25 protein-coding genes are annotated in these 20691 nt (G+C 68.9%); 9 read left to right on the forward strand and 16 right to left on the reverse strand.

What is annotated here, in order from left to right:
* Position 1 precedes the first annotated feature (1 nt).
* The 7 genes from AB0F44_RS10985 to AB0F44_RS11015 form a co-directional block, all read right to left on the reverse strand.
* Positions 2-358 (reverse strand): NADH-quinone oxidoreductase subunit A, encoded by a 357-nt coding sequence (locus AB0F44_RS10985; protein ID WP_008356428.1) that lies wholly within the window; start codon positions 356-358, stop codon positions 2-4.
* Positions 359-566: 208 nt separating this feature from the next.
* Positions 567-1622 (reverse strand): hypothetical protein, encoded by a 1056-nt coding sequence (locus AB0F44_RS10990; RefSeq protein ID WP_357355281.1) that lies wholly within the window; start codon positions 1620-1622, stop codon positions 567-569.
* 237 nt (positions 1623-1859) lie between these two features.
* Complete coding sequence (locus tag AB0F44_RS10995) at positions 1860-2510, reverse strand: HD domain-containing protein (protein WP_357355283.1); 651 nt, start codon at positions 2508-2510, stop codon at positions 1860-1862.
* Between the two features lie 54 nt (positions 2511-2564).
* On the reverse strand, positions 2565-3536 hold the full coding sequence (locus AB0F44_RS11000; RefSeq protein WP_357355285.1) for a hypothetical protein: 972 nt from the start codon (positions 3534-3536) through the stop codon (positions 2565-2567).
* A 228-nt stretch (positions 3537-3764) separates the two neighbouring features.
* Entirely contained in the window at positions 3765-4445 is a 681-nt protein-coding gene (locus AB0F44_RS11005) for an ankyrin repeat domain-containing protein (protein ID WP_350665777.1), read from the reverse strand.
* A gap of 19 nt (positions 4446-4464) precedes the next feature.
* On the reverse strand, positions 4465-5154 hold the full coding sequence (locus AB0F44_RS11010; RefSeq protein ID WP_357355287.1) for a demethylmenaquinone methyltransferase: 690 nt from the start codon (positions 5152-5154) through the stop codon (positions 4465-4467).
* Between the two features lie 38 nt (positions 5155-5192).
* A complete protein-coding gene (locus AB0F44_RS11015; protein ID WP_357355288.1) occupies positions 5193-5774 on the reverse strand; it encodes a hypothetical protein in 582 nt (193 codons plus the stop codon).
* 105 nt (positions 5775-5879) lie between these two features.
* On the opposite strand from AB0F44_RS11015, the gene AB0F44_RS11020 reads away from it, so the two are divergent.
* From AB0F44_RS11020 to AB0F44_RS11035, 4 genes are read left to right on the forward strand one after another with little or no spacing between them, the layout of a single operon-like run.
* Complete coding sequence (locus AB0F44_RS11020) at positions 5880-7130, forward strand: isochorismate synthase (RefSeq protein WP_357355290.1); 1251 nt, start codon at positions 5880-5882, stop codon at positions 7128-7130.
* Between the two features lie 9 nt (positions 7131-7139).
* Positions 7140-7631 carry a hypothetical protein gene (locus tag AB0F44_RS11025; RefSeq protein WP_357355292.1) on the forward strand — a complete coding sequence of 164 codons (492 nt, stop codon included), beginning with the start codon at positions 7140-7142 and terminating at the stop codon, positions 7629-7631.
* Positions 7632-7655: 24 nt separating this feature from the next.
* Positions 7656-8288, forward strand: coding sequence for an MBL fold metallo-hydrolase (locus AB0F44_RS11030; protein ID WP_357355294.1), 633 nt, complete (start codon positions 7656-7658; stop codon positions 8286-8288).
* On the forward strand, positions 8288-8566 hold the full coding sequence (locus tag AB0F44_RS11035) for a YciI family protein (protein ID WP_357355296.1): 279 nt from the start codon (positions 8288-8290) through the stop codon (positions 8564-8566). The genes AB0F44_RS11030 and AB0F44_RS11035 overlap by 1 nt, the downstream gene beginning before the upstream one ends.
* Positions 8567-8591: 25 nt before the next feature.
* Here AB0F44_RS11035 and AB0F44_RS11040 read toward each other — a convergent pair whose 3' ends face one another.
* Positions 8592-9428: a GH25 family lysozyme gene (locus AB0F44_RS11040; protein ID WP_357355298.1), complete on the reverse strand. Its 837-nt coding sequence runs from the start codon at positions 9426-9428 to the stop codon at positions 8592-8594.
* Between the two features lie 192 nt (positions 9429-9620).
* Here AB0F44_RS11040 and AB0F44_RS11045 point away from each other — a divergent pair, with 192 nt between their 5' ends.
* The 5 genes from AB0F44_RS11045 to AB0F44_RS11065 are packed head-to-tail and all read left to right on the forward strand — an operon-like array spanning position 9621 to position 11993.
* Complete coding sequence (locus AB0F44_RS11045) at positions 9621-9980, forward strand: metalloregulator ArsR/SmtB family transcription factor (protein WP_357355300.1); 360 nt, start codon at positions 9621-9623, stop codon at positions 9978-9980.
* The gene (locus AB0F44_RS11050; RefSeq protein ID WP_357355302.1) at positions 9977-10465 is read left to right on the forward strand and encodes an SRPBCC family protein; all 489 of its coding nucleotides are present in this window, start codon (positions 9977-9979) and stop codon (positions 10463-10465) included. Before AB0F44_RS11045 ends, AB0F44_RS11050 begins: the two co-directional genes overlap by 4 nt.
* Positions 10462-11031: a maleylpyruvate isomerase family mycothiol-dependent enzyme gene (locus tag AB0F44_RS11055; protein ID WP_357355304.1), complete on the forward strand. Its 570-nt coding sequence runs from the start codon at positions 10462-10464 to the stop codon at positions 11029-11031. Before AB0F44_RS11050 ends, AB0F44_RS11055 begins: the two co-directional genes overlap by 4 nt.
* Positions 11032-11091: 60 nt before the next feature.
* Positions 11092-11778 carry a DUF2975 domain-containing protein gene (locus AB0F44_RS11060; protein WP_357355306.1) on the forward strand — a complete coding sequence of 229 codons (687 nt, stop codon included), beginning with the start codon at positions 11092-11094 and terminating at the stop codon, positions 11776-11778.
* Positions 11775-11993, forward strand: coding sequence for a helix-turn-helix transcriptional regulator (locus AB0F44_RS11065; protein WP_357355308.1), 219 nt, complete (start codon positions 11775-11777; stop codon positions 11991-11993). The genes AB0F44_RS11060 and AB0F44_RS11065 overlap by 4 nt, the downstream gene beginning before the upstream one ends.
* Here the strand turns inward: AB0F44_RS11065 and AB0F44_RS11070 are convergent, their stop codons facing one another.
* From AB0F44_RS11070 to AB0F44_RS11105, 8 genes are all read right to left on the reverse strand, one after another.
* The gene (locus AB0F44_RS11070) at positions 11994-12365 is read right to left on the reverse strand and encodes a hypothetical protein (RefSeq protein ID WP_357355311.1); all 372 of its coding nucleotides are present in this window, start codon (positions 12363-12365) and stop codon (positions 11994-11996) included.
* Positions 12366-12400: 35 nt separating this feature from the next.
* A complete protein-coding gene (menD, locus tag AB0F44_RS11075; RefSeq protein WP_357355313.1) occupies positions 12401-14005 on the reverse strand; it encodes a 2-succinyl-5-enolpyruvyl-6-hydroxy-3-cyclohexene-1-carboxylic-acid synthase in 1605 nt (534 codons plus the stop codon).
* 11 nt (positions 14006-14016) lie between these two features.
* The gene (locus tag AB0F44_RS11080; RefSeq protein WP_357355315.1) at positions 14017-14985 is read right to left on the reverse strand and encodes an o-succinylbenzoate synthase; all 969 of its coding nucleotides are present in this window, start codon (positions 14983-14985) and stop codon (positions 14017-14019) included.
* On the reverse strand, positions 14982-16022 hold the full coding sequence (locus AB0F44_RS11085; protein WP_357355317.1) for an AMP-binding protein: 1041 nt from the start codon (positions 16020-16022) through the stop codon (positions 14982-14984). Before AB0F44_RS11085 ends, AB0F44_RS11080 begins: the two co-directional genes overlap by 4 nt.
* Before the next feature lie 71 nt (positions 16023-16093).
* On the reverse strand, positions 16094-18037 hold the full coding sequence (locus AB0F44_RS11090; protein ID WP_357355319.1) for a peptidoglycan DD-metalloendopeptidase family protein: 1944 nt from the start codon (positions 18035-18037) through the stop codon (positions 16094-16096).
* Between the two features lies 1 nt (position 18038).
* Positions 18039-18200, reverse strand: a complete 162-nt coding sequence (locus AB0F44_RS11095) for a hypothetical protein (RefSeq protein ID WP_357355321.1) — start codon at positions 18198-18200, stop codon at positions 18039-18041.
* 4 nt (positions 18201-18204) lie between these two features.
* Positions 18205-18735: a hypothetical protein gene (locus tag AB0F44_RS11100; RefSeq protein ID WP_350665813.1), complete on the reverse strand. Its 531-nt coding sequence runs from the start codon at positions 18733-18735 to the stop codon at positions 18205-18207.
* A complete protein-coding gene (locus AB0F44_RS11105) occupies positions 18735-20669 on the reverse strand; it encodes a hypothetical protein (RefSeq protein WP_357355323.1) in 1935 nt (644 codons plus the stop codon). The genes AB0F44_RS11100 and AB0F44_RS11105 overlap by 1 nt, the downstream gene beginning before the upstream one ends.
* Positions 20670-20691: the final 22 nt, after the last annotated feature.

The raw sequence follows: 20691 nt of genomic DNA on the forward strand, positions 1-20691 counted from the left end.
GTCAGTCCCAGTCCAATCCGCCGCGGCGCCACACATAGGCGTACGCCACGAACACCGTCAGCAGGAACAGGCCCATCTCCGCGAGGCCGAACCATCCCATCGCGTCGAACCTGACGGCCCACGGGTAGAGAAAGATGATCTCGATGTCGAAGATGATGAAGAGCATCGCGGTGATGTAGTACTTCACCGGGAAGCGACCGCCCAGCGCCTGTGGCGTGGCCTCGATCCCACACTCGTAGGGATCCGCCTTGGCTTGGTTGGCGCGGCTCGGTCCGACGACCGAGCTCATGATCACCGAACCGACCGCGAAGAGCGTCGCCAGTCCCGCCAACGCGAGCACCGGCACGTAGAGCTCCATCTCGCCTCCTACCCTGAGCGACCCACCCCTTCTTGAGACTTTGTGAATGGAATCACAATGTGGGCCAACTCACATCCTGCCACTCCTGCGGCGGATTGCAAGTGGGTTGCCGAAATGGCGCGCGGCACTTTCTCGCCATGGTGGAAATGCGCGCCGCATCCGGCGGCAAACGCCTGCAGAATCACGCCATGGCGGGGTTGTGGCGGGGTCAGACTTCGGCGCTGGCAGCCGGCGCCGGCGTGTCGAGGAAGCCTCGGGGGACGACGAGGACCCGCTTGTCCAACCTGGCCAGTCCGCTGCGCGGTCGGCTCTGCAGGATCTCGTACGCCACGGTGTGCTCGGCCACCCGGACCTGTCGGAGCCAGCCCCGTTGCCAGGCGACACTTCCCCACGGCCCCTGGATCAGGACAGATTCGCCCACCGAGCCGGCGATGGTCGCGCCGACCGGATACATGGCGGAGATCGGGCCCTGCCCTCCGCGCAGCCCACTCACTGTGTAGAGCAGCAGGATCAGCGTCCAGACGATCATTGGCCGGTAGGAGCCGTCGATCAGGGTGGTCGTGCATTGGAAGACCGCTAACGCCGGAAGGCCCCACATTGACCACCCCATCTGCTGCCGCATCCAGCCGCGGCTGAGACGCTGGTGAAGCGCTCGATCGATCACGACTGGCTCGCCTACAAGCGCCGGCTCCGCAGACCGACCTGACCTCATCGTCAGCTCGCGAGCGATGCCCGGACCGATCAACTGAACCGGGAAGTCCAGCGACTTCGAAAGCTCCTCGGGCCCGGCCAGAAGAGACGTCTGCACGTGCAGCGTGAACCGGCCGATCCGCTGCGGGAACCGCACGGTCGCCGATCCCCGATCGACCTGAGTGAGCCGTGACCACGGGTAGAAGGCGAGGCGGTTGGGCGTACGCACCCCCAGACCGGTCTTCATCGCCCACGACGTGAACGTGGATCCGACCGGGAAATCGCCCTCGACCCGGCTGCGCACCGACTGGACTCCAGTTACCCCTAGGAGCACTTGGAGCGCGACCGTCGCCGCCGCGGTCAACTTCAGCTCGACATCGAACGGAAGATGATCGATCGGTGTGCCCCAGGCCCACAGGTAGGTCCCGGTCAAGATCGGCGGCATCACCACCAACGTGATCCAGAATCCGGGGCTCGCCACCTGAGCCCTCACCGCGGCTCGCTTCAGCCGACGCTGATCATCGAGCGTGACGGTCCAGTCCGTCACCGATCCCGGCACCACGTCCACGTCCACGAGCGGCTCCCCTCAGCGTCCCCGCAGCCCAAAGTCGCCGCAGCGTAACGGATACCGGGGAGGGAATGTGGGCAAACTCGGAACGGATCCCCGTCAGCCGGGATCGGGCGGATCCAGACACGCAGGAATCCGCCGAGTCGGCCCGTCCTCACCTGAAATCTCGCCGAGTCGGCTCGTTATGACGAGCCGACTCGGCCGGATTTCGCGTCAGGATGCGCCGACTCGGCGGTATTGGGCTCAGTCGGGGTCGGGGCGGATCCAGCCCTTGGCTAGACCCGCGAGGACGATGGCGTCAGTTGCGGCGCCGAGGGTGGTCGAGGCGGCGACGACGCCGGCCTCGCGGGCGCGGACCGTGGTCTCGGTCGCGCCGGGCATCCCCCAGGTCCCGCCCCGGTTGAGCCAGTTGAGGAGCATCGGCTCGAGGCGGTCCATCGCCTTGCAGAAGCGCGCCTCGGGGGTCTGAGCGGCCTCGAACTCGTCCCACAGGGCGCGGATCTCACCGGCCTGATCCGGCGGCAGCATCGTGAAGAGTCGCTCGGCGGCAGCGATCTCGCGCTCGACCTGGTCGACGACCGCGGCGGCGTCGAAGACCGGGCTGTCGCCGGCGTAGATCTCGACCATGTCGTGGATGATCACGAGCTTGATCGCGTGCCCGACGTCGATCGGCTCGTCGGCGTACTCCGCCAGCAGCAGGACCATCAGCGCGAGGTGCCAGGAGTGCTCGGCGTCGTTCTCACGCCGGTCGGCCGCGGCCAAGGGCGAGGCGCGCAGGATCGTCTTGAGCTTGTCGGCTTCGGCGATGAACTCCAGCTGAGCCCTCAGCCGACCGCCGATCTCGTCCGGGAGCGGGTTCAGGTCGATGATCAAGTCTTCGCGAGCGTCAGGCATGCCTTGACCCTCTCATCCGTCGGCAACTGAACGCCCAGCCCACGCCAAACGCAGTCACTGGCCTGCGGGAACACCTTCCGACTCCGCAAGCTGTGTACCGAGCGGACGGCATCCGAGCCGCCTCAAGACGTCATCAGGAACCAACGGCGCTGGAATGGTCTCGCGAGCCATCGACTGGACCGGGTTCGGATAAGTGAAGGCGGTTCCCCGAATCCGGGACGTCTGGAACATCCTCCACGGGATCACCTGTTCGTCCTGTGCAGTCAGCACCCGCATGCCCACGTCCTCGATCTGCAGCGATGCGCTGAATCCGACGGGGAAGAGAGTTCGGATCTGGCGACGCGATGTCCACCAGGGTGTCCAGATGTTCAAGGCGAAGAGAGCAGGGAGCAGAAGGCTCATCGAACCCGGGCCATACCCGCCCAGTGTCATCACGACCGCGAGGGCCGTCTGTCCTACTGCAGCGACAGCGAGGAGAATCTGCGCCACCAGGATCTGCGGTTCGAGGATCAGCGCCAACCAGGCGCCATGCGCCAACCTACGTTGGGAGTCAGCTGTCACGACCCACGTGCGGGGCTGCGCGACCGCAGTGCCGCGCGGGAACCCATGCTGCGAGGGCGCCGGCGTCTTGCCAACAACCGGAAGCCTGAGGCGCACGAGCGCAGCGTCTGCCACGAGCTCACGGGGCACCCACACGCTCAACCGTGGCATCAGCCCAGGTGGGGATTGGTCGGGGCGTGCTGTCAGCCGATCAGGGACTCCGAGCACAGCGGCGTTGCTCCGCACACCGCCGATCTGGTCCCAGTGCCACGATGTCTCCCCGAGGGCATGGGCGATCCGAAATCCGCGGTCATCCGTCTCGGAGAAGGCGACTTGGCCGACCGGATAGGCAGCGACGATCTGTTTGGCGATGATCGACCTGTGGACGCTCAGCCACATGACAGAAAGCACGACAGAAACCATCCCGAGCACGCACAGCCCGATCCGGTCCAGCCTGCCGATCGTCCTGGAATCGTCGTTCAGCATCCACGGGATGACGAGGACGACGAGGACCAGCCAAGACCCAACGGCCATCAGGACGTGCCGTACCAGCGTTGCTCGTGACCAGAGCGAGACCCTTCTCGCCGCCCGAATGAGTTGCCGCTGACCCTCCCGGGTCACGGTCCATGAGTGCACCACGGTCGGAGTGTGACCGACCATGGGCCGGCGTACGGCGAAAACCCGGAAACCCGGAGGGGTTTGTCGAGGAACTGGTCAGCGACCAGGGAGGGCGGGGAGGGCGCGCTTAGAACGGCTCACGTAGGCCGACCCCTCCGGGCCGACGACGGCGTAGGAGTCGCCCATGCGGGAGTTGTACTCCAAGTGAGCACGACCCCAGAACATGCCGATCCGGATGCCGCCGTACATCCCCGGGGCGGTGAACCAGGCCTCGTCGGGGCCGCCCTCCTCGGAGATGAGCCGTACGTCGAACGTACGCAACTGGTGCTCGCCACGGAACTCGGCGGTCAGCTCCGCGAGCGTCGTGTTCACGTGCAGGTTGACGTTCTCGAGGTTGTCACCGAGCGGGGTGCCGGGGCGGAAGTAGGGGTCGAGCATGTCGAGCAGGTGGTCGTGACCGCGCCGCTTGGCGAGCTGGTAGGGCGTCTCACCGTGGGCGGTCGGCAGGGACCTGACTCCACCCAGCGTGAGCAGCTCCTGGACGGTCTCCCGCGGCGCACCGAGGTAGGCGGCGTGGTGGAGCGGCGTGAACATCGACTCGCCGCCGATCTTCCAGGTGTTGACGCCGACGGTGTAGTCGTTGCGCACCTGCGAGAGCGCGCGGCGCCAGTCGCCCTGAGCGGCCGCGTCGGTGAGTGAGTCCCTGGCCTTGACCGCTGCGGGCCCGTAGGCCTCGCGAGGCATCAAGATGCCGTCCCATGGCAACGTCGTGGTCATAGTTGAACTTTCGCAGAGATCAAGCGGTTGCGTGATGAAGTGCGACGATTCCACCCGAGAGGTTCGTCCAGGTCGGAGCCTGCCAACCCGCCTCGGAGAGCATGGCGGCGAGGCCTGCCTGGTCGGGCCATGCGCGGATGGACTCGGCGAGGTAGACGTAGGCGTCCGGGGAGGACGATACCGCTCGAGCGACCGGCGGCAACGCCTTCATCAGGTATTCCACGTAGACCGTCCGGAAGGGCTTCCAGGTCGGGTGCGAGAACTCGCAGACCACGATCCGGCCGCCGGGGCGGGTGACCCGGCGCAGCTCACGCAGGCCGGCCGCCGGGTCGACGATGTTGCGCAGGCCGAACGAGATCGTCACCGCATCGAACGTCGCGTCGCGGTAGGGCAGCTTGGTGCCGTCACCAGCCGTGAACGGCAGGTGGGGCTTGGCTTCCTTGCCGACCTGGAGCATCCCGATCGAGAAGTCGGTCGGGACCACCTCGGCGCCCGCGTCCAGGAACGGCTGGGACGATGTGCCGGTGCCGGCGGCGAGATCGAGCACGAGCTCGCCGGGCTTCGGGTCGACGGCCTTGATGACCTCGCGTCGCCAGCGTCGGTCCTGGCCGAGCGAGAGCACGTCGTTGGTCACGTCGTAGCGCTTGGCCACGGCGTCGAACATCCGACGAACCTCGCCGGGCTGCTTGTCCAGATCTGCTCGGGTCACGGGCTGATTCTGTCTCGGGTCTGTGTCCGGGACCGAACTCAGGCGAGCTTCTCGAAGATCTCGTCGGCGTACTTCGCCGCGTCCTTCTTCGAGGCAGCGGTCGCCTGGACGGTCAGGTCGTTGGACGCGTGCGAGCAGGTCGCCTGGGTCTGACCGGTCGACTGGTCGGCGCTGGAGTAGCAGACGTTGTCGCCCACCTTGGAGACCTCGCCACCGCCGTAGTAGGCGCTGCCGTCACCGGCGAAGGCACGGACCATCACGGACTTCTTCATGTCCTTGGTGATGTAGGTGCGCGAGGCCATCGAGAACCCGAGCGCGTCGGACACGTTGCGGTCCTCGGTCTTCGAGCTGGCCGCGTTCTGCTTGATGAAGAGGTCCAGCTGCTCCTCGGACGCGCCCTGCTTCTTGATCACGTCGAGGTCGTAGGAGGACTTCTTGTCCGCCGGCTTGTAGCCGCCCGACAGCGTCTCCGGGAGCGTGATCTTCGCACTCGAGTGGGACTCGGAGTCGCCAACCCACCGTGGCAGGCCTACGCCCAGCACGACGAAGAGGGCCAAGGCGATGATGCCGAGGGTGATGCCGTTCTCTGCGATGAACGACTGCTCTTTGTTGGTACTCACGCAAGCGCACGCTACAACCCACATGGTCATATATGGCAACCCGGGGCGGATGCCATACATCACTTCGACTCGTCCTCGCCGACACCACGCCGATACCCTGGGGGTGTGAGTGAGTCTGAGCAGCCGTCCCTGGTAGCCACCACCGTGGCACTCGATGCCGGGTCGGAGACGCTCGACGACCTGCTCGCCCTGCTGCCCGCCCGCAGGCGCGTTCTGTCCTGGGTCCGCCACGGCGAAGGCCTGGTCGGCTGGGGCACCGCCGCCGAGATCCGTACGTCCGGACCGGAGCGGTTCGCGCACGCAGCCAAGTGGTTCGAGGAGCTGGCCGCGGTCTCGACCGTCTCCGATCCCGTGGGCGAGCCCGGCACCGGCCTGGTCGGCTTCGGCTCCTTCGCCTTCGCGGACCTGCCGGGATTCTCGGTGCTCAAGGTCCCCGCGGTCGTCGTCGGGAAGCGCGGTGACGTCGCCTGGGTGACCACAGTCGGTCCGGCCGCCGCACCCCCTCCTCCGCTGACTCCGATGCCCGAGCCGGAGGCGCCGCGCGACGTCGTCTTCGCTGATGCGTACGTCGACGGCGAGCACTGGATGCGGATCGTCGCCGACGCCGTCGCCCGGCTCCAGGACGGCGACCTCGACAAGGTCGTCCTCGCTCGTGATCTGCTGGCCGCGGCCAGCGCCCCGATCGACATCCGCGCCGTGCTGCGGCGGCTGGCCGCTGCGTACCCGACCTGCTGGACGTTCCACGTCGACGACCTCTTCGGCGCGACCCCCGAGCTGCTCGTACGCCGCGAGCGCGGCCTGGTCACCTCCCGCGTGCTCGCGGGAACGATCTGGCCCACCGGCGAGGAGAACCTCGACCACGCCCTCGCCGCGTCGCTGGCCGAGTCCTCGAAGAACCTCGAGGAGCACGAGTACGCCGCCAGGTCGGTCGCCGACGCGCTGGAGCCGCACTGCTCCTCGATGAACGTGCCCGACGCGCCCTTCGTGCTCAAGCTCCCCAACGTGATGCACCTGGCCACCGACATCACCGGTGTCGCCAGCGACGGGGTCAGCTCGCTCGACCTGGCCGCAGCCCTGCACCCCTCGGCTGCCGTCGGCGGCACCCCGCGCGAGGACGCCGTCGAGCTCATCTCCGAGATCGAGTCGATGGAGCGTGCCCGCTACGCCGGCCCGGTCGGCTGGATGGACGCCACCGGCGACGGTGAGTGGGGCATCGCGCTGCGTACCGCCGAGATGATCGACGACCGCACCGCCCGCCTCTTCGCCGGCTGCGGCATCGTGGCGAGCTCCGACCCGGCGACCGAGCTGGCCGAGACCCAGGCCAAGTTCGTCCCGATCCGGGATGCCTTGTCTTAACCTCCGTTCATGGACAACTCGGACGGTCTCATTCGCTCAGCCCTGCGCGAGGGAGAGGAGACCGCCGACCGGCTGGCACGTACGCAGCTGCTCGTGGTTCCGGTCCTGATCGTCGCGATGATCTCGGTGCCGGCGTACCGGATCGTCCACGACGACAGCGAGGACGGCGACAGCTACGGCTTCTGGTCGGCGATCGCCTGGCTGGGCGACCGCCCCGACGATGCGCCGGGCGCCTACAAGCTCCTGGTCGTCGCCGCGGTGCTGACGATCCTCTACGCCGTGGCGGCCGCGGCGATGGGCCTCTATCTCGCCTACTCCCGGAGCAACCACCCCGCCGTCGAGACGAGCATCGCGATCGTGTCCGGAGCGCTGCCGAGCGCCATCGCCATGATCGGCGTGGTCGCGCTGCCGGAGGACTCCGCGGTGCAGATGGGCTGGGGCGTACTCCTTCCGTTCTTCCTCGGCCTGTGGCTCGCCAACATGGTCCGCTCCGACGTCTAACCCACCCGCGATAGATTCGGCGGCATGAGGATCACGAAGTTCGGCCATTCCTGTGTCCGGATCGAGCACGACGGGGCGGTGGTGGTCGTCGACCCGGGCGTGTTCGCCGAGCCCGAGGCGCTGGACGGCGCGACGGCGGTACTGATCACCCACGAGCACCCCGACCACTACAACCCCGCCCTTCTGGAGGGCAGCGACGCCCCGATCTACACCATCGGCGCGGTCGCGGCGCAGATCCAGAAGGGCGCTCCCGCGGTCCACGAGCGGACCACGGTGGTGAAGCCGGGCGAGTCGTTCGACGCCGGACTCCCGGTCACCGCGATCAACGAGAAGCACGCGGTCATCCACGCCGACCTGCCCCACTTCGACAACTCGGGCTACCTGATCCAGGCCGGCGACACGAAGATCTTCCACCCGGGCGACGCGCTCGACGGCCCCGGCCAGGCCGTGGACGTACTCTTCCTGCCGGTCTCCGCGCCGTGGGCTCGCTCGGCCGAGCTGATCGACTTCGCCCGCTCCGTCGGCGCCTCAAAGACGGTCGCGATCCATGACCGGGTCTACTCCGAGTTCGGCTCCGGGGTCTTCGACACCCAGGCCGGCAACCTGATCCCGGCCGAGCGCGGCTACGTACGTCTCGCGGACGGGGCTGACCTCTGATGGCCCTCGTCGTGGTTCTGTACGCCTACAACGACCTCCCCGACGTACGCGCCGAGCACCTCGGCGCCCACCGGGAGTTCCTGGCGAGCCAGCCCAACCTGCTGCTCTCCGGCCCCACCTCCGACGGCTCCGGCCTGCTCGTCTTCGAGGGCGAGGTCGACGCGGTCGAGAAGGCTCTGGACGACGACCCGTTCCTCGCGGTCGGGCTGATCGCGGAGCGTCGGGTCTTCGAGTGGACCCCGGCCCTCGGTTCTTGGAAGACCCAGCTGGGTCTGTGAGGACCGGGGTCCACCCCGAAACGGATCAGCCGCGCGCGAGCGCCTGCAGGCGGTCGTACGCGCCGTTGAAGGTGTTCTGGTCCAGCGGTGACGAGGTGTACTGCCAAAAGGTGTAGTAGCCCCAGCCGGCGGGCAGGGTGCCCGGCGAGCTGGCGTAGCGCGCGATCCACAGCGGGTGGGCGGCTGCGAACTGCGAGGTGTTGCCGGTGCAGGTCGTCCACCAGTCGGTGGTCGTGTAGATGACCGCGTCGCGGCCGGTGCGGGCGCGGTAGCGGTCCAGGAACGCCGCAATCCAGGAACGCATCGAGGCTTGGGAAAGGCCGTAGCAGGTGCCGCCGCTGTAGGGGTTGTACTCGATGTCGAGCACGCCCGGGAGGGTCTTCCCGTCGGCCGACCAGCCGCCGCCGTTGTTGACGAAGTAGTCGGCCTGCGCCGCGCCGCCCGAATCGGAGGGGTTGGCGAAGTGGTAGGCCCCGCGGATGAAGCCCTGGTTGTAGGAGCCGTTGTACTGCTGCGGGAAGTAGGTGCTGTTGCGGTAGTAGGTGCCCTCGGTCGCCTTGATGTAGGCGAACCGCTTCCCCTGACCCCACCAGTAGGCCCAGTCGACGTTGCCCTGGTGGCCGGAGACGTCGATGCCGGACACCGAAGCCTGCGCGGTGATCGGGGTGTCGTTGGCGGTACCGCCCGTGGCCTTCGAGCCGGGCGTCGACCAGCCGACGTACGCGCCGTGCTCCGACGTGACGCCGTGGGCCCTCGCCGTCTGGGTGAGACGGCGATCGTCCTTCTCGGCGGCGCCGGCGGACTGGGTCGGGGAGAGGGAGATGGCAAGGAGGAGACCGGCTGCTACAGCGGTCGCTCTCATGGATCTACGGCGCGAAGGACTCATGGGGGCTAGGCCTTTCCCGAGGAGGAGACTTGCACTGACAGACATGGTGCCGCAACCGATGTCCCCCGGGGAATGCTTTCCGGTAAGCAAGTTACTCAACCTGATGGTTGACAAACTTCGGGACGGCGGCCTAGCCTCGTTATCAACCGAATGGTTGAGGAGTACGAGATGAGCGAGGACAGACTCTCCCGAGTCTTTGCGGCACTGGCGGACCCGACCCGGCGCGACCTGGTCGCCCGGCTCTCGTCCGCGGACGCGACGGTCGGCGAGCTGGCGGCACCCTATGACGTCAGCCTCCAGGCCGTCTCCAAGCACCTGAAGGTGCTCGAGGACGCCGGCCTGGTGAGCCGCGAGTCGCGCCGCGCGCCCGTACGTCTCGAAGCGGAGGTGTTCGACCTCATGACCAAGTGGATCGAGAGATATCAACAGCAGGCCGAGGAGCGCTACCAGCGCTTGGACGCACTCCTCGCCGAGATGCAGGAAAGCACTCCATCGCGACAATCATCACGAGCAGAGGACGCATCATGACCACCACTAAGCACGAGACCACGATCGAGGCCTCCAAGGAGACCCCGACGATCACCATCGTCCGCGAGTTCGACGCTCCCCCGGAGCTCGTCTTCCGCGCCCACGCCGAGAAGGAGCTGTACGCCAAGTGGCTCGGCCCGCGCGACATCGACATGACCATCACCGAGTGGGACTTCCGCACCGGCGGCTCCTGGGCCTACTCCGCCGAGCGCGACGGTGACGAGTTCACCCAGTTCTTCGGCAGCTTCCACGAGGTGCGAGAGAACGAGCGCATCGTGCAGACCTTCACCTGGCGCGGCGCACCCGACGGGGCCTCGCTGGAGTTCCTCACCCTCGAGCCGCTCCCCGGCGGCCGCACCCGGCTGACCGGCCTCAGCGTCGTGGAGTCCTTCGAGACCCAGGCCGCGATCATGGCCAGCGGCATGGAGAAGGGCGTCCTCCAGGGTTACGAGCAGCTCGACGAGCTCCTCGCGGAGCTCTCGTGAACGCCGCGGCCCTGAGCAGCAGCGAGCAGCACGCGTACGACGCGGCCCGGTTCGCCGAGCTCGTCGGCTCCGCCGCCGGCGAGGACTGGGGTCGCCCCAGCCCGGTGGCGGCTTGGACGGCCCTCGACGTCGTCACCCACCTGATCGAGTGGCCACGCGACTTCCTCCGCGGGTCGGCGGGTATGGATCTGGCGCCGATCGACATCGCCGCGGACCCGGTCGCCGCCTGGAAGACGCACACCGCCGACATCCAGGGGCTCTTCGACGACCCCGCCGGCCGGATGATCTCCAACCCGCACATGGGCGACAAGCCGCTCGACGTGGCGCTATCCGAGATCTACACGCCCGACATCTGGATGCACTCCTGGGACCTGTCCCGCGCCTTGGCCCGCGACTACGACCTCGGCGCCGAGCGTGCCGCGGCGATGCTGGCCGGCGCTGCGGCTATGGAGGACGCGATGCGTGCCTCCGGCCAGTTCGGTCCCAGGGTCAAGGTCCCGGCCGACGCCACCCCGCAGGAGCAGCTCCTCGGCTTCATCGGCCGAGACCCGTACTGGAAACCGTGACATTCAGCAGCACCATGCCTTATCGTTTCTCGATAGTATCGAGAAACGATAAGGCGTGAGATGTCGCAGGCCCTGCATGGTTCGAAACCAACGCGCGAACGCGAACCCCTCGCACCCCTGAGTGTCCTGGTCGACGCCCTCTTCGCGCTGACCGTCGCGTTCGCCCTCTTCTGCGTGGTGATCACGGTCCTTCATCTGTTCGGGAAGGCCGAGAACGCGGGGGTGCTCCGGTTCTCCGACCATGTGTGCGTCGAGTCCGACTCGTTCATGACAGGCTCGGACGGCGATGCAACCGGTGAACCCCTCGCCAAGCCAGGCTCCAGCGTTCAGTCGTCGGGAACGATGTTCTGCACCACTCATCCGAGCTGGGCGATGCAATGGGCTGCATCGATCGGGCCGATCCTCGGCCTGATACTCCTGGGTGGAGGGTGCCTGCTCGCTCGCCGGGCCATCCAGGCCGCCCGCCGGGACGGCATCTTCACAGCAGAACCGGCCCGGATGCTGCGTACGCTCGGCTGGTTTCTGATCGCGATGGCGATCATCGGCCCGATCGGCAGCGATATCGGCAACGGGATCTTCATCGCTTCAGCCGCTGCGCCCATGCTCGACCTGATGTGGACCTTGGAAGTCGCCAGCATCGGCGGCCCGGACTGGGCGCCGTTCATCCTGGGCATCTCCGCGCTCACGTTCAGCCGCGTGATGCGCCGCGGCGTGGTGCTGCAGGACGAGGCGGCACTGACCATATGACCGACGACCATCGCGTCACCGTGCACCTCGACGCGCTCCTCGAGGAGCGCGGCATGACGCTCACCGAACTTGCCGACCGGATCGGGATCACCCTGGCGAACGCCTCGATCCTCAAGAACGGCCGTGCGCGCGCGATTCGCTTCTCGACGCTCACCGCCATCTGCGACGTACTCGAATGTCAGCCCGGCGACCTGCTCCAGGTCGACGAACGCTGATCAGGACATGGTGATCGATCCGACGCCGGAAGCGAAGTGGCACAGGTACTGCATCCGCACGGGCTCCGCGCCGGGCGGGAGCAGCGCAGAGGCGACGCGGAATCCGAGATCCTGCGAATACTGTCCGCCGCTCTGTCCGCCCTCGCATCGCACGCTGACATGGCAAGCACGCTCAGCGGGGATCTCGAAGCTGACCTGGCCCCAATAGACCCAATAGTCACGCCCGTCGATCGCTACGATCGGCGGCATCGTCGCGATGAACTTCTCCTTGGCCGTGGATGCCATCTCCAGAGTCATCACCCGCGTCGCACCCGAGTAGGACTCCACGTACGGCACCACGGTCGGCCATTGCGGCTGCGCCTGTTCGCTCACGCGCTCACTGTGCCACGTCGCGCTCGGTCCACGACTCAGGAACGGGCGAGGGCGCGGATGGCCAGGTCGAGCTCCCGGCGGCCGTCTCGGGAGACCACGGCCTCGACGACCTCGATGCCGCCGTTCGGGGAGGCGAGGGCGGCCTCGAGCTCGGGCACGTTGGTGACCGCGAGGTGCGGGATGCGGTGGGCGGCGCAGAGCGCTTCCAGTGATGTCCCGTGCGGGGTGCCGAAGAGGCGCTCGAAGCTGTCGGCGTAGTCGTCGGCGCCCTGCTCGAGGGAGGCGAAGATCGAGCCGCCGTCGTCGTTGGCGACGACGATGGTGAGGTCCGGGCGGACCTCCTCGGGACCGAGCAGGAGGCCGCCGGCGTCGTGCAGGAAGGTGACGTCGCCCATCAGCGCGAGCGCGCGGGTCGACGACTCGCGGCCGGCGGCGGCACCGATCGCGGTGGAGACGATGCCGTCGATGCCCGCCAGGCCGCGGTTGGCCAGCACCTTCCGTCGCCCGCCGACGCGGTTGGGCCGCATCATCAGGTCCAGGTCGCGTACGGGATTGGAGGGGCCGAGCATCAGCAGCCCGCCGTCGGGCAGGGCGCGGGCGACACAGCCGGCGACGTCGTACGCCGTCATCTCCTGCTGCTCGTGGAGCAGCCGGTCCACTCGTCGACCGAGGTCGCGGTCGGCCTCGCGCCACTCCTCCAGCCACAACGGATCGGGTTCGCCCTCGACGTGGAGCCGGGTGCGGATCGTGCGGTCGACCCGGAACGGGCGTGCGGGCCAGACACCGTCGACCGGGGCCGCGATGACCTCGATGTCGGCGCGGGCGAGCAGGTTGGTGACCGGTCGGGAGAGGGTCGGGTGGCCGTAGACGACGACGCGCTCGATCCGCTCGGCGAGCGGTGACTCGAGCAGCAGCCGGTAGGAGCGCAGAGCGTTGTCGCCGGTGCGGGCGCCCGAGGAGGGCTCGGCGAGCAGCGGCCAGCCGCCGTCCTGGGCGAGGACCCGGGAGGGCGGGCCGGCGTCGTCACCGGCGATGACGACCGTGTGCGGCGTCCCGGCGCCGGCCGCGATCGACTCGTGGATCAGCAGCTCCGGACGTACCGGGGCCGGGCGGACCTCGATCTTCCCCGGCTGCCAGCGGTCGGGCGGGGTCAGCGGGTCGTCGAGCTGGAGGTTCCAGTGGACGGGGCCGCGTGCGGAGTCGAGGGCGGCGACGTCGTTCTCGTCGGGCGCCCCGGCCAGGTCGATGGTCTCCACGAGGCGGCCGAAGATGCCGACCTGGTCGGTGACCTGGTTGGCGCCGGTCTCGCGGAGCCGCGCCGGTCGGTCGGCCGTGACGATTGCTAACGGCACTCCGGCGTGAGCGGCCTCGAGCACCGACGGGTGCAGGTTGGCGACCGCGGTGCCGGACGTGCACATCACCGCCGCGCGCGAGCCGACCTTGGTCAGGCCGAGTGCGAAGAAGCCGGCGGAGCGCTCGTCGATCCGGGTGTGCAGGCGTACGAGCCCCGCTCGCGACGCGTCGAGGACGGCGAACGACAACGGTGCGTTGCGTGATCCGGGCGCGATGACGATGTCGGTGACCCGCGCCTCGAGGAGCGCGGCGACGACCGCTCGGGCAAGCTCAGTTGCGGTGGCCATGCGTGCTCTCTTCATCGGAGGGTCTCTCGGTACGCGAGAACATCGGCCAGACGCCTGCGCCAGAATTCCGTACGTTCCGGGGAGGCGCTCAGCGCCGGGTCGGCGAGCAGGCGCTCGGGCACGGGCGAGGCCGGGAGCACCGGCAGGAACCCGCCGGATGGAAGGAGCCGGGTGGCGGCGATGTCCTCGGTGAGCATCGAGACCGTGCCCAGCCCGCAGGCGTACGGCAGCTCAGGCAGCGCTGCCGCGAGCGCGATCCCGGCGGCCATCCCTACCGAGGTCTCCAGCGCAGAGGAGACCACGCAGGGCAGCCCGATGTCCTCGGCGATCCGCAGACAGGCGCGTACGCCGCCCAGCGGCTGCACCTTCAGCACCGCCACATCGGCAGCCTCGAGGTCGCGTACGCGATAGGGGTCCGCGGCCCGCCGGATCGACTCGTCCGCGGCGATCGGGACATCGACCTTGCGGCGTACGTCGGCGAGCTCCTCGACCGTGGGGCAGGGCTGCTCGACGTACTCGAGCCCGCCTGCGGCCCGGTCGAGGACCCCGATCGCGGCGAGCGCCTCGTCGACCGTCCAGAGCCCGTTGACGTCGATCCGCACCTTGCCGGCGGGGCCGAGGGCGTCCCGAACCGCCTCGACGCGGGCGATGTCGTCGGCCAGGCTCTGGCCCGGGTCGGCGACCTTGACCTTCGCGGTCGCGCAGCCGGAGCGGGTCACGATCTCGTGGGCGCGGTCTGGACCGACCGCCGGCACCGTGGCGTTGACGGGCACGGTCTCGCGCACGGGCGCCGGCCAGTCCCCCGCGGCCGCCTCCTCGGCGCAGCGCAGCCAGGGCTCGATCTCGGGGGTGTCGTAGTCGAGGAACGGCGACCACTCGCCCCACCCGCCTGCGCCCGCGAAGACGAGGCCCTCACGCTCGGCGATCCCGCGGAAGCGGGTCGTCATCGGGAGGGCGAAGACGTGCGGCTGGTCGGTCATCGGATCTCCGCCTCGTTGGTCGCGGCCAGCGCGAGCAGGGCCTGCCGGTCGGGCTTTCCGTTGCTGAGGAGCGGGATCTCGTCGAGCGCGACGAGCTGTCGTGGCGCCCAGGAGCGCGGATGTTCCGCCGCGACCCAGTCGCGGGCTTCCGCGGCGTCGATGTCGCCGACGACGAAGGCGACCAACCGCTGGCCCCACTCCTCATCGGGGACGCCGAGGGCCTCCGCGGCCTCGACCGCCGGGTGCTCGCGGAGCCTTCTGGCGACGAGCGCGGCAGGCACCTTCACGCCGCCGGTGATCACCATGTCGTCGACCCGGCCGAGGATCCGGAGCCGGCCGTCCTCGTCCAGCGTGCCGGCGTCGGAGGTGAGGAACCACCCGTCCACCAGGGAGCTCGCCGTCTGCTCGGGGTCGTCCTGATAGCCGTCGAAGAGCGTCGGGCCGCTGATCCGTACCCGGCCGTCGGTGCCGATCGCGATCCCGACCCCGTCCAGCGGCATCGCGTCGTAGACGCACCCGCCACAGGTCTCGGCCGAGCCATAGGTGGCGACGACGTTGATCCCGGCCGCTTCGGCGCGGGCGCGTAGCGACGGATCGATCGGGCCGCCGCCGAGCAGGAGCGTGTGGAAGCCGGCCAGCGCGGCGAGGTCGTCCCCGCCCGACTCGATGATCCGGTGCAGCTGGGTCGGCACCATCGAGACGAACCGAGGCCCGTCTTTCATCGTCCCCGCTGCCTCGGCGAAGGACTCGTGGGCGGCGGCGATCACCGGCTCGAACCCCGCGAGCAGCGAGCGGGCGATCACGTTGGCCCCGGCGACGTACGACTCGGGCAGCGTCAGCAACCACTGCCCGCTAGCCCCAACGCGTCGCGCCGACGCCGCCGCCGACGCCTTCACTGCCTCCCGCGAGAGCATCACCCGCTTGGGCTTGCCCGTGGACCCCGAGGTCTCCACAACCCAGTGCTCCGGCCCGCCTCCGGCGAGCCACTCGGCCATCGCGGCGACGGTGCTCTCAGCCCGTTCCACCGCGTCGTTCATGAGGTCAACGCTATCCCCTGCGGTAGGTGGGTTCGCGGCGGGCTGGTGGGTCCGTACACGCTGCGCAGGCGCTACTGGCCGCGGATGTTGAAGTCGCCGACCAGGCCGTGGTGGTCGGACTCCAGCCTGAAGGTCGCGTGACGGGTGGAGGTGGCGGTGGAGCTCGAGCCGAGGAGCCAGTCGATGGTGCCGCCGCCGTCGTGGGTGGCCCAGCCCTGCGGGGGCGCGCCGAGGGTCTCGAAGGAGGAGGTCATCCCGGCCTTGGTCATCAACGGTTTCGGGCCCCACGGATCCCCACTGCCGCCGTTGCGCGGGTAGGGCGAGTTGAGGTCACCGGCGACGAGGACCGGGCCGTACTTCTGCAGCCCCTGCGCCAGTCCGGCCAGCTTCGCGAAGCCACGCTGGGCCTCGTCCTGACGCGCCTGCGGGCTGTTGGCGGGCGAGGTCATCGTGTGGGTCGAGATCACCGAGATGCGCCCGGAGCCGTCGCTGCTGGCGAGGACCACCCAGGTGGCGTACCTGTTGTCGTTCTTGACGCCGGTGACCGGCTTGGTGAGCTGGACGGTGCCCTTGTCGACCGCCACCCAGCGGTCGGTGCGCCACATGACGACAGGACTGAGGGCCTGGCTGCGGGTGCCGTACTCGTCCGCCGAGGCGCGGTAGGTGCCGTAGCCACGCACCGAGAGGTCGGAGACCGACCGTGACTGGGCCTCGTTCAGGGACACGAAGTCCGGCCCGTGCTTCATGACCTTGGCCAGGTCGGAGCGGTATCTCGAGCGGGACAGCGAGACCTTGATGTTGGCCTGCGCCAGACGCACCTGCGGGCCGGAGACGGCGGCCGGGGAGGCGCCGGGCTGACCCGCGCCGGGCAGCGCGCCGACCTGCCTGGTCCCCTCGAGGGTCTTGCCGATGTTCTTCTTCAGCCAGGCCGCGGGGTCGACCTGGTCCTGCAGGTAGCCGCCGCCGTGCGGGTGCACCTCGAAGTGGAGGTGGCAGCCGGTCGAGTTGCCCTCGCTGCCGACCTGCCCGATGACCTGTCCGGCCTTCACCGTCTGGCCTGCGGCCACCGAGAGCGACTGCATGTGGCCGTACCACGTGGTCAGGTTGCCGGGCGCGGTCTGCACCTTCACCAGCCAGCGTCCCGACCAGCCCCAGCTGCCGCCCGACTCGAGCACGATGGTGCCGCCGTGGGCCGCCTGCACGGGCGTGCCGCACGGCGAGGAGTAGTCGTTGCCGGTGTGCATGTTGGCCCAGTTGGAGCCGGAGTTGCCGTAGTTGTCGTTGTCGACCGCGAGGCCGGCCTGGATGGGACGTACGACGCTGGTGCTGATCCCGGCCATGCCGATCGTGCACGACACGTCGGTCGCGGTGGCCGACAGATCGGCGGCGGAGACCCCGTCGGCGAGGGCGGCGACGAGCGCCCGCGCCTCGTCCTCGTGCTGGGCATACGCCAGCGGGAACGCCGATCGCTGCACCGCCTGCGCCGCCGCGGTGACCTGCATCTTGCGCCAGCCCGCGATGTCCAGGAGCCCGGTGTTGCCGGTGTGGGCGGCCACGCCGTAGAACGCCTGGGCGGACTTGACCGGGTTCATGATGTCGGCGACCGAACCCCACCCGGAGACCGGGCGCTGCTGGAAGAGGCCGACCGAGTCGCGGTCGCCGTAGTCGAGGTTGCGCAGGGTGCTCTCCTGCATCGCGGTCGCGAGCGCGATCACCCACCCGTAGGCGGGTACGCCGGACTGCTTGCCGACTGCCACGATGGTCCGGGCGTTCTGGATCTGCTCGGTGTTGAACCCGGCGATGCTGCCCTCGGGGATCTCACCGTCCGGTCCCAGGTTGCCCGTCTGGACCGCGTTGGTGCCGCCGACGCAGCCCGACTCGGCCTGGTCCTGGGTGCTCTGCTCGGTGCTCGCCAAACCACCGATGAGGATCACCAAGGCGCCCGTGACCACCAGGACGAGCGTGGCCGCGCCGGCCACGATCCCCCAGATCAGACGCGCCTTGAAGATCCACATGTCAGACCGTGCCTATCGATACGACGCCGAGCGAGCGGCGCTCCGGTGCGTGCCTGGCAAGGCGGAGGAGGGAGACGGCCCGGGGTTGGCCGGTGACCGACGACAACGCCGCCAGGTGCGTGCTGGAGCGCCGCGCAGCCGGCGCCTTCGTGTCGATAGGCACGGTCTTATCCCCCCGGAAGAATGTTCGCGACGTACCAGACGTTGTCGACCAACGTCAGGTAGACGATGACCTTGGGACCATCGGTGGTGACCTCGACGCGTGCCTCCCCGTCGGTCTGCTCGAGCACCTTCGCGGCGCCGACCACCTTGGTCGCCGGCACGGTCGCGGGGTCGGTGGTGCCCAGGGCCTGGGCCAGCGACTCGTCGGGGCGGGCGGCGTTGATCCCGGCCCACCACTCGTCCGTGGTCAGATCGGGACGGGCCCAGGCGGCGACGAACTTGACCGCCAGAGGAGTCGGGTCCGGGACGGGCGCCGGCGAGCCGGACGCGGAGGCGCTCTGCTGTGCCGACGCGGAACCCCGCTCGGGCTGCGCGGCCGGCTCGGCGTCGGGAGCGTCGCTCCACTGGGCGATGAGCCAGATGACGAAGACGATGCCGACAACCACCGAGAAGAACCGGAACGGCGACCTCATGGGCCACCTCAGCACCGGCGCGATGACCTCCCACAGCACACCACGCGTCGTTGTCGACCGCACTACCGGGCTCCTCCTTCAGACCAGCTCGGACCGTTGTCGACGGGCACCGAGCGGTTCCCGTTCGGTGAGTAGATGACGAAGACCGCGTTGCCGTCGGCGTCGTAGTCCACGTTGGCCTCCGCCACCGGCGACTGTCGCGGCGGCTCCGGCTCGCGGTCGGCGTAGGAGCCGGAGGTGTAGTCGACCGGGCTCGGCGCCTCGGGGCGGTCGTTGTTGTAGACCTGCCCGGCGGCGAACCCTGGGCGCGCCTCGTCGCGGGAGGCCGGCTCGTCGCGCTCGACGGAGCGCGAGTCAAACCACTGGCCGGCCACCCGCTCGCTCTCCTCACCGCTCATCGAGGACCCCAAGGCGTACGTCGGTGTGCTGCTCGCACTCGCCCCGGCACCCAGCGCTCCGGCGGCCGTGACCGGCCCCTGGTTGGGCACCTGCTCGGCGACCATTGTCGGACGGCTGCCGGTCAGCTCGTGGCCGGGCATGTAGACGCCGCCGGGACTCGAGACCGATCCGGTGCCCGCCGGGCCACCGCCCGGGACAGGCGGCCGGTCGCCGGCCGCGTCGCGGACCCCGGCCTCGGCGCCAGTCCGGGTGCCGACGTACGAGGAGAGCATCGAGGTGAGCCGGCCCATGCCCGGCAGCGGAATCCCGTAGGCGGCGGGTCGGGTCAGGCGCCAGGCCAGCACGGTCAGCACCGCGATCAGCCCCAGCTTCAGCACGAACCACATCGTCGAGGTCAAGATCGCCGAGTCCAGCCGCAGCAGCAACAGCGCGACCAGGAAGTAGATCGGGCCCATCACCAACGGCCCAACCACCCGCTTCAGCATCGCCACCGCCGCGTCTCGGGTGTGGTCCAGCATGAACAAGACCCCCGCGGCCGGCGCGAACGGCACGATCAACCGGATCAGCGCGAACGACAACAGGATCGCCAACCCGGCCACCAGCAGGAACCCACACACCACCACGACCACGACCAGGTTCACCAGCGCCGTGGTCGCCCGCTGGGACCAGTGCTCGCCCTTGAAGTACTCGTACGCGACCGGATCGGACTTCTTGACCGCCTCCGCATGCTCCTTGAACGCGTCCTGCTTGGCCTCCAGGACCTTCTTGCCCTCGCCGTTGGGGTCCTTGCGGTAGGTGTCGTACTCCTGCCAGGAGAAGTGCGTCGACCGGAACACCCGCGGCCCGTACGTCTTCGCGGTGGCCGAGTCCGGATCACCGAACGCCCCGGCCAGCCAGGTGCGGTACTGCGTCGACCGCACCACCTCATCCATCTGACCGTCCACCGCCTTGACCGCATCGGTCTCACCGAACTTGTCGTCGTTGACGCCGGGCACCGTACGGCCGTCGTTGAACCCGGTCGCGATCATCCCCGTCGCCGACCGGACCCCGTCATCGACCAGCTTGGTCGACTCCACCGGATACTGGATCAGCCACGAGGTCACCACCAGCACACCCAGCGCCCAACCCGCCGCTGTGACCGCCCGCGCGAACCGGCCATCACGCGCCCGGATCATCACCGTCGCCGCCACGAGCAGCAGCACCACGCTCACCCACGGCGCCCACACCCCATCGGTGACCGCCTCCGAGGCCGCCACGATCGGATCGTCCAACGCCTTGAGGAAGGAGTTCTCCCCGATCACCGCGTTCAACAACGCATGCGACCAGTTCGGCAGGATCCCCGAGATCTCCAACATGATGTTGCCGATCGAGGTCCCCGCCCCCGCGATGAACTGCCCCGTGCACCCGTTGTCATAGGTCCACCACTGCGGCGTGGTCCCGTAGGCCGACTCCAACGAGACCTCGTCCTTGTTACGGAACGGATCCAGCTCGTCGTTGATCTCCTCCGGGTCGTTCAGCTGCGTGCCCGCCTTCGACGCCGCACCCAACGCCGTCATCCGCACGATGAAGCTGCCGTCCCCATACGGAGAAGCCGGCATCGGCGCATCCAGGTTGTTGCAC

The organism is Nocardioides sp. NPDC023903 (assembly GCF_040639295.1).
Classification (GTDB): domain Bacteria; phylum Actinomycetota; class Actinomycetes; order Propionibacteriales; family Nocardioidaceae; genus Nocardioides.

Excerpts from the sequence above, each read along its gene's own strand:
- AB0F44_RS11025 (WP_357355292.1), top strand. The coding sequence starts at position 7,140 with ATGGACAACTCGGACGGTCTCATTCGCTCAGCCCTGCGCGAGGGAGAG.
- menD (WP_357355313.1), bottom strand. The coding sequence starts at position 14,005 with ATGGCCACCGCAACTGAGCTTGCCCGAGCGGTCGTCGCCGCGCTCCTC.
- AB0F44_RS10995 (WP_357355283.1), bottom strand. The coding sequence starts at position 2,510 with ATGCCTGACGCTCGCGAAGACTTGATCATCGACCTGAACCCGCTCCCG.
- AB0F44_RS11085 (WP_357355317.1), bottom strand. The coding sequence starts at position 16,022 with ATGAACGACGCGGTGGAACGGGCTGAGAGCACCGTCGCCGCGATGGCC.
- AB0F44_RS11040 (WP_357355298.1), bottom strand. The coding sequence starts at position 9,428 with ATGAGAGCGACCGCTGTAGCAGCCGGTCTCCTCCTTGCCATCTCCCTC.
- AB0F44_RS11005 (WP_350665777.1), bottom strand. The coding sequence starts at position 4,445 with ATGACCACGACGTTGCCATGGGACGGCATCTTGATGCCTCGCGAGGCC.
- AB0F44_RS11060 (WP_357355306.1), top strand. The coding sequence starts at position 11,092 with ATGTCGCAGGCCCTGCATGGTTCGAAACCAACGCGCGAACGCGAACCC.
- AB0F44_RS11050 (WP_357355302.1), top strand. The coding sequence starts at position 9,977 with ATGACCACCACTAAGCACGAGACCACGATCGAGGCCTCCAAGGAGACC.
- AB0F44_RS11065 (WP_357355308.1), top strand. The coding sequence starts at position 11,775 with ATGACCGACGACCATCGCGTCACCGTGCACCTCGACGCGCTCCTCGAG.
- AB0F44_RS11080 (WP_357355315.1), bottom strand. The coding sequence starts at position 14,985 with ATGACCGACCAGCCGCACGTCTTCGCCCTCCCGATGACGACCCGCTTC.
- AB0F44_RS11105 (WP_357355323.1), bottom strand. The coding sequence starts at position 20,669 with ATGCCGGCTTCTCCGTATGGGGACGGCAGCTTCATCGTGCGGATGACG.
- AB0F44_RS10985 (WP_008356428.1), bottom strand. The coding sequence starts at position 358 with ATGGAGCTCTACGTGCCGGTGCTCGCGTTGGCGGGACTGGCGACGCTC.
- AB0F44_RS11030 (WP_357355294.1), top strand. The coding sequence starts at position 7,656 with ATGAGGATCACGAAGTTCGGCCATTCCTGTGTCCGGATCGAGCACGAC.
- AB0F44_RS11045 (WP_357355300.1), top strand. The coding sequence starts at position 9,621 with ATGAGCGAGGACAGACTCTCCCGAGTCTTTGCGGCACTGGCGGACCCG.
- AB0F44_RS11035 (WP_357355296.1), top strand. The coding sequence starts at position 8,288 with ATGGCCCTCGTCGTGGTTCTGTACGCCTACAACGACCTCCCCGACGTA.
- AB0F44_RS11000 (WP_357355285.1), bottom strand. The coding sequence starts at position 3,536 with ATGCTGAACGACGATTCCAGGACGATCGGCAGGCTGGACCGGATCGGG.
- AB0F44_RS11090 (WP_357355319.1), bottom strand. The coding sequence starts at position 18,037 with ATGTGGATCTTCAAGGCGCGTCTGATCTGGGGGATCGTGGCCGGCGCG.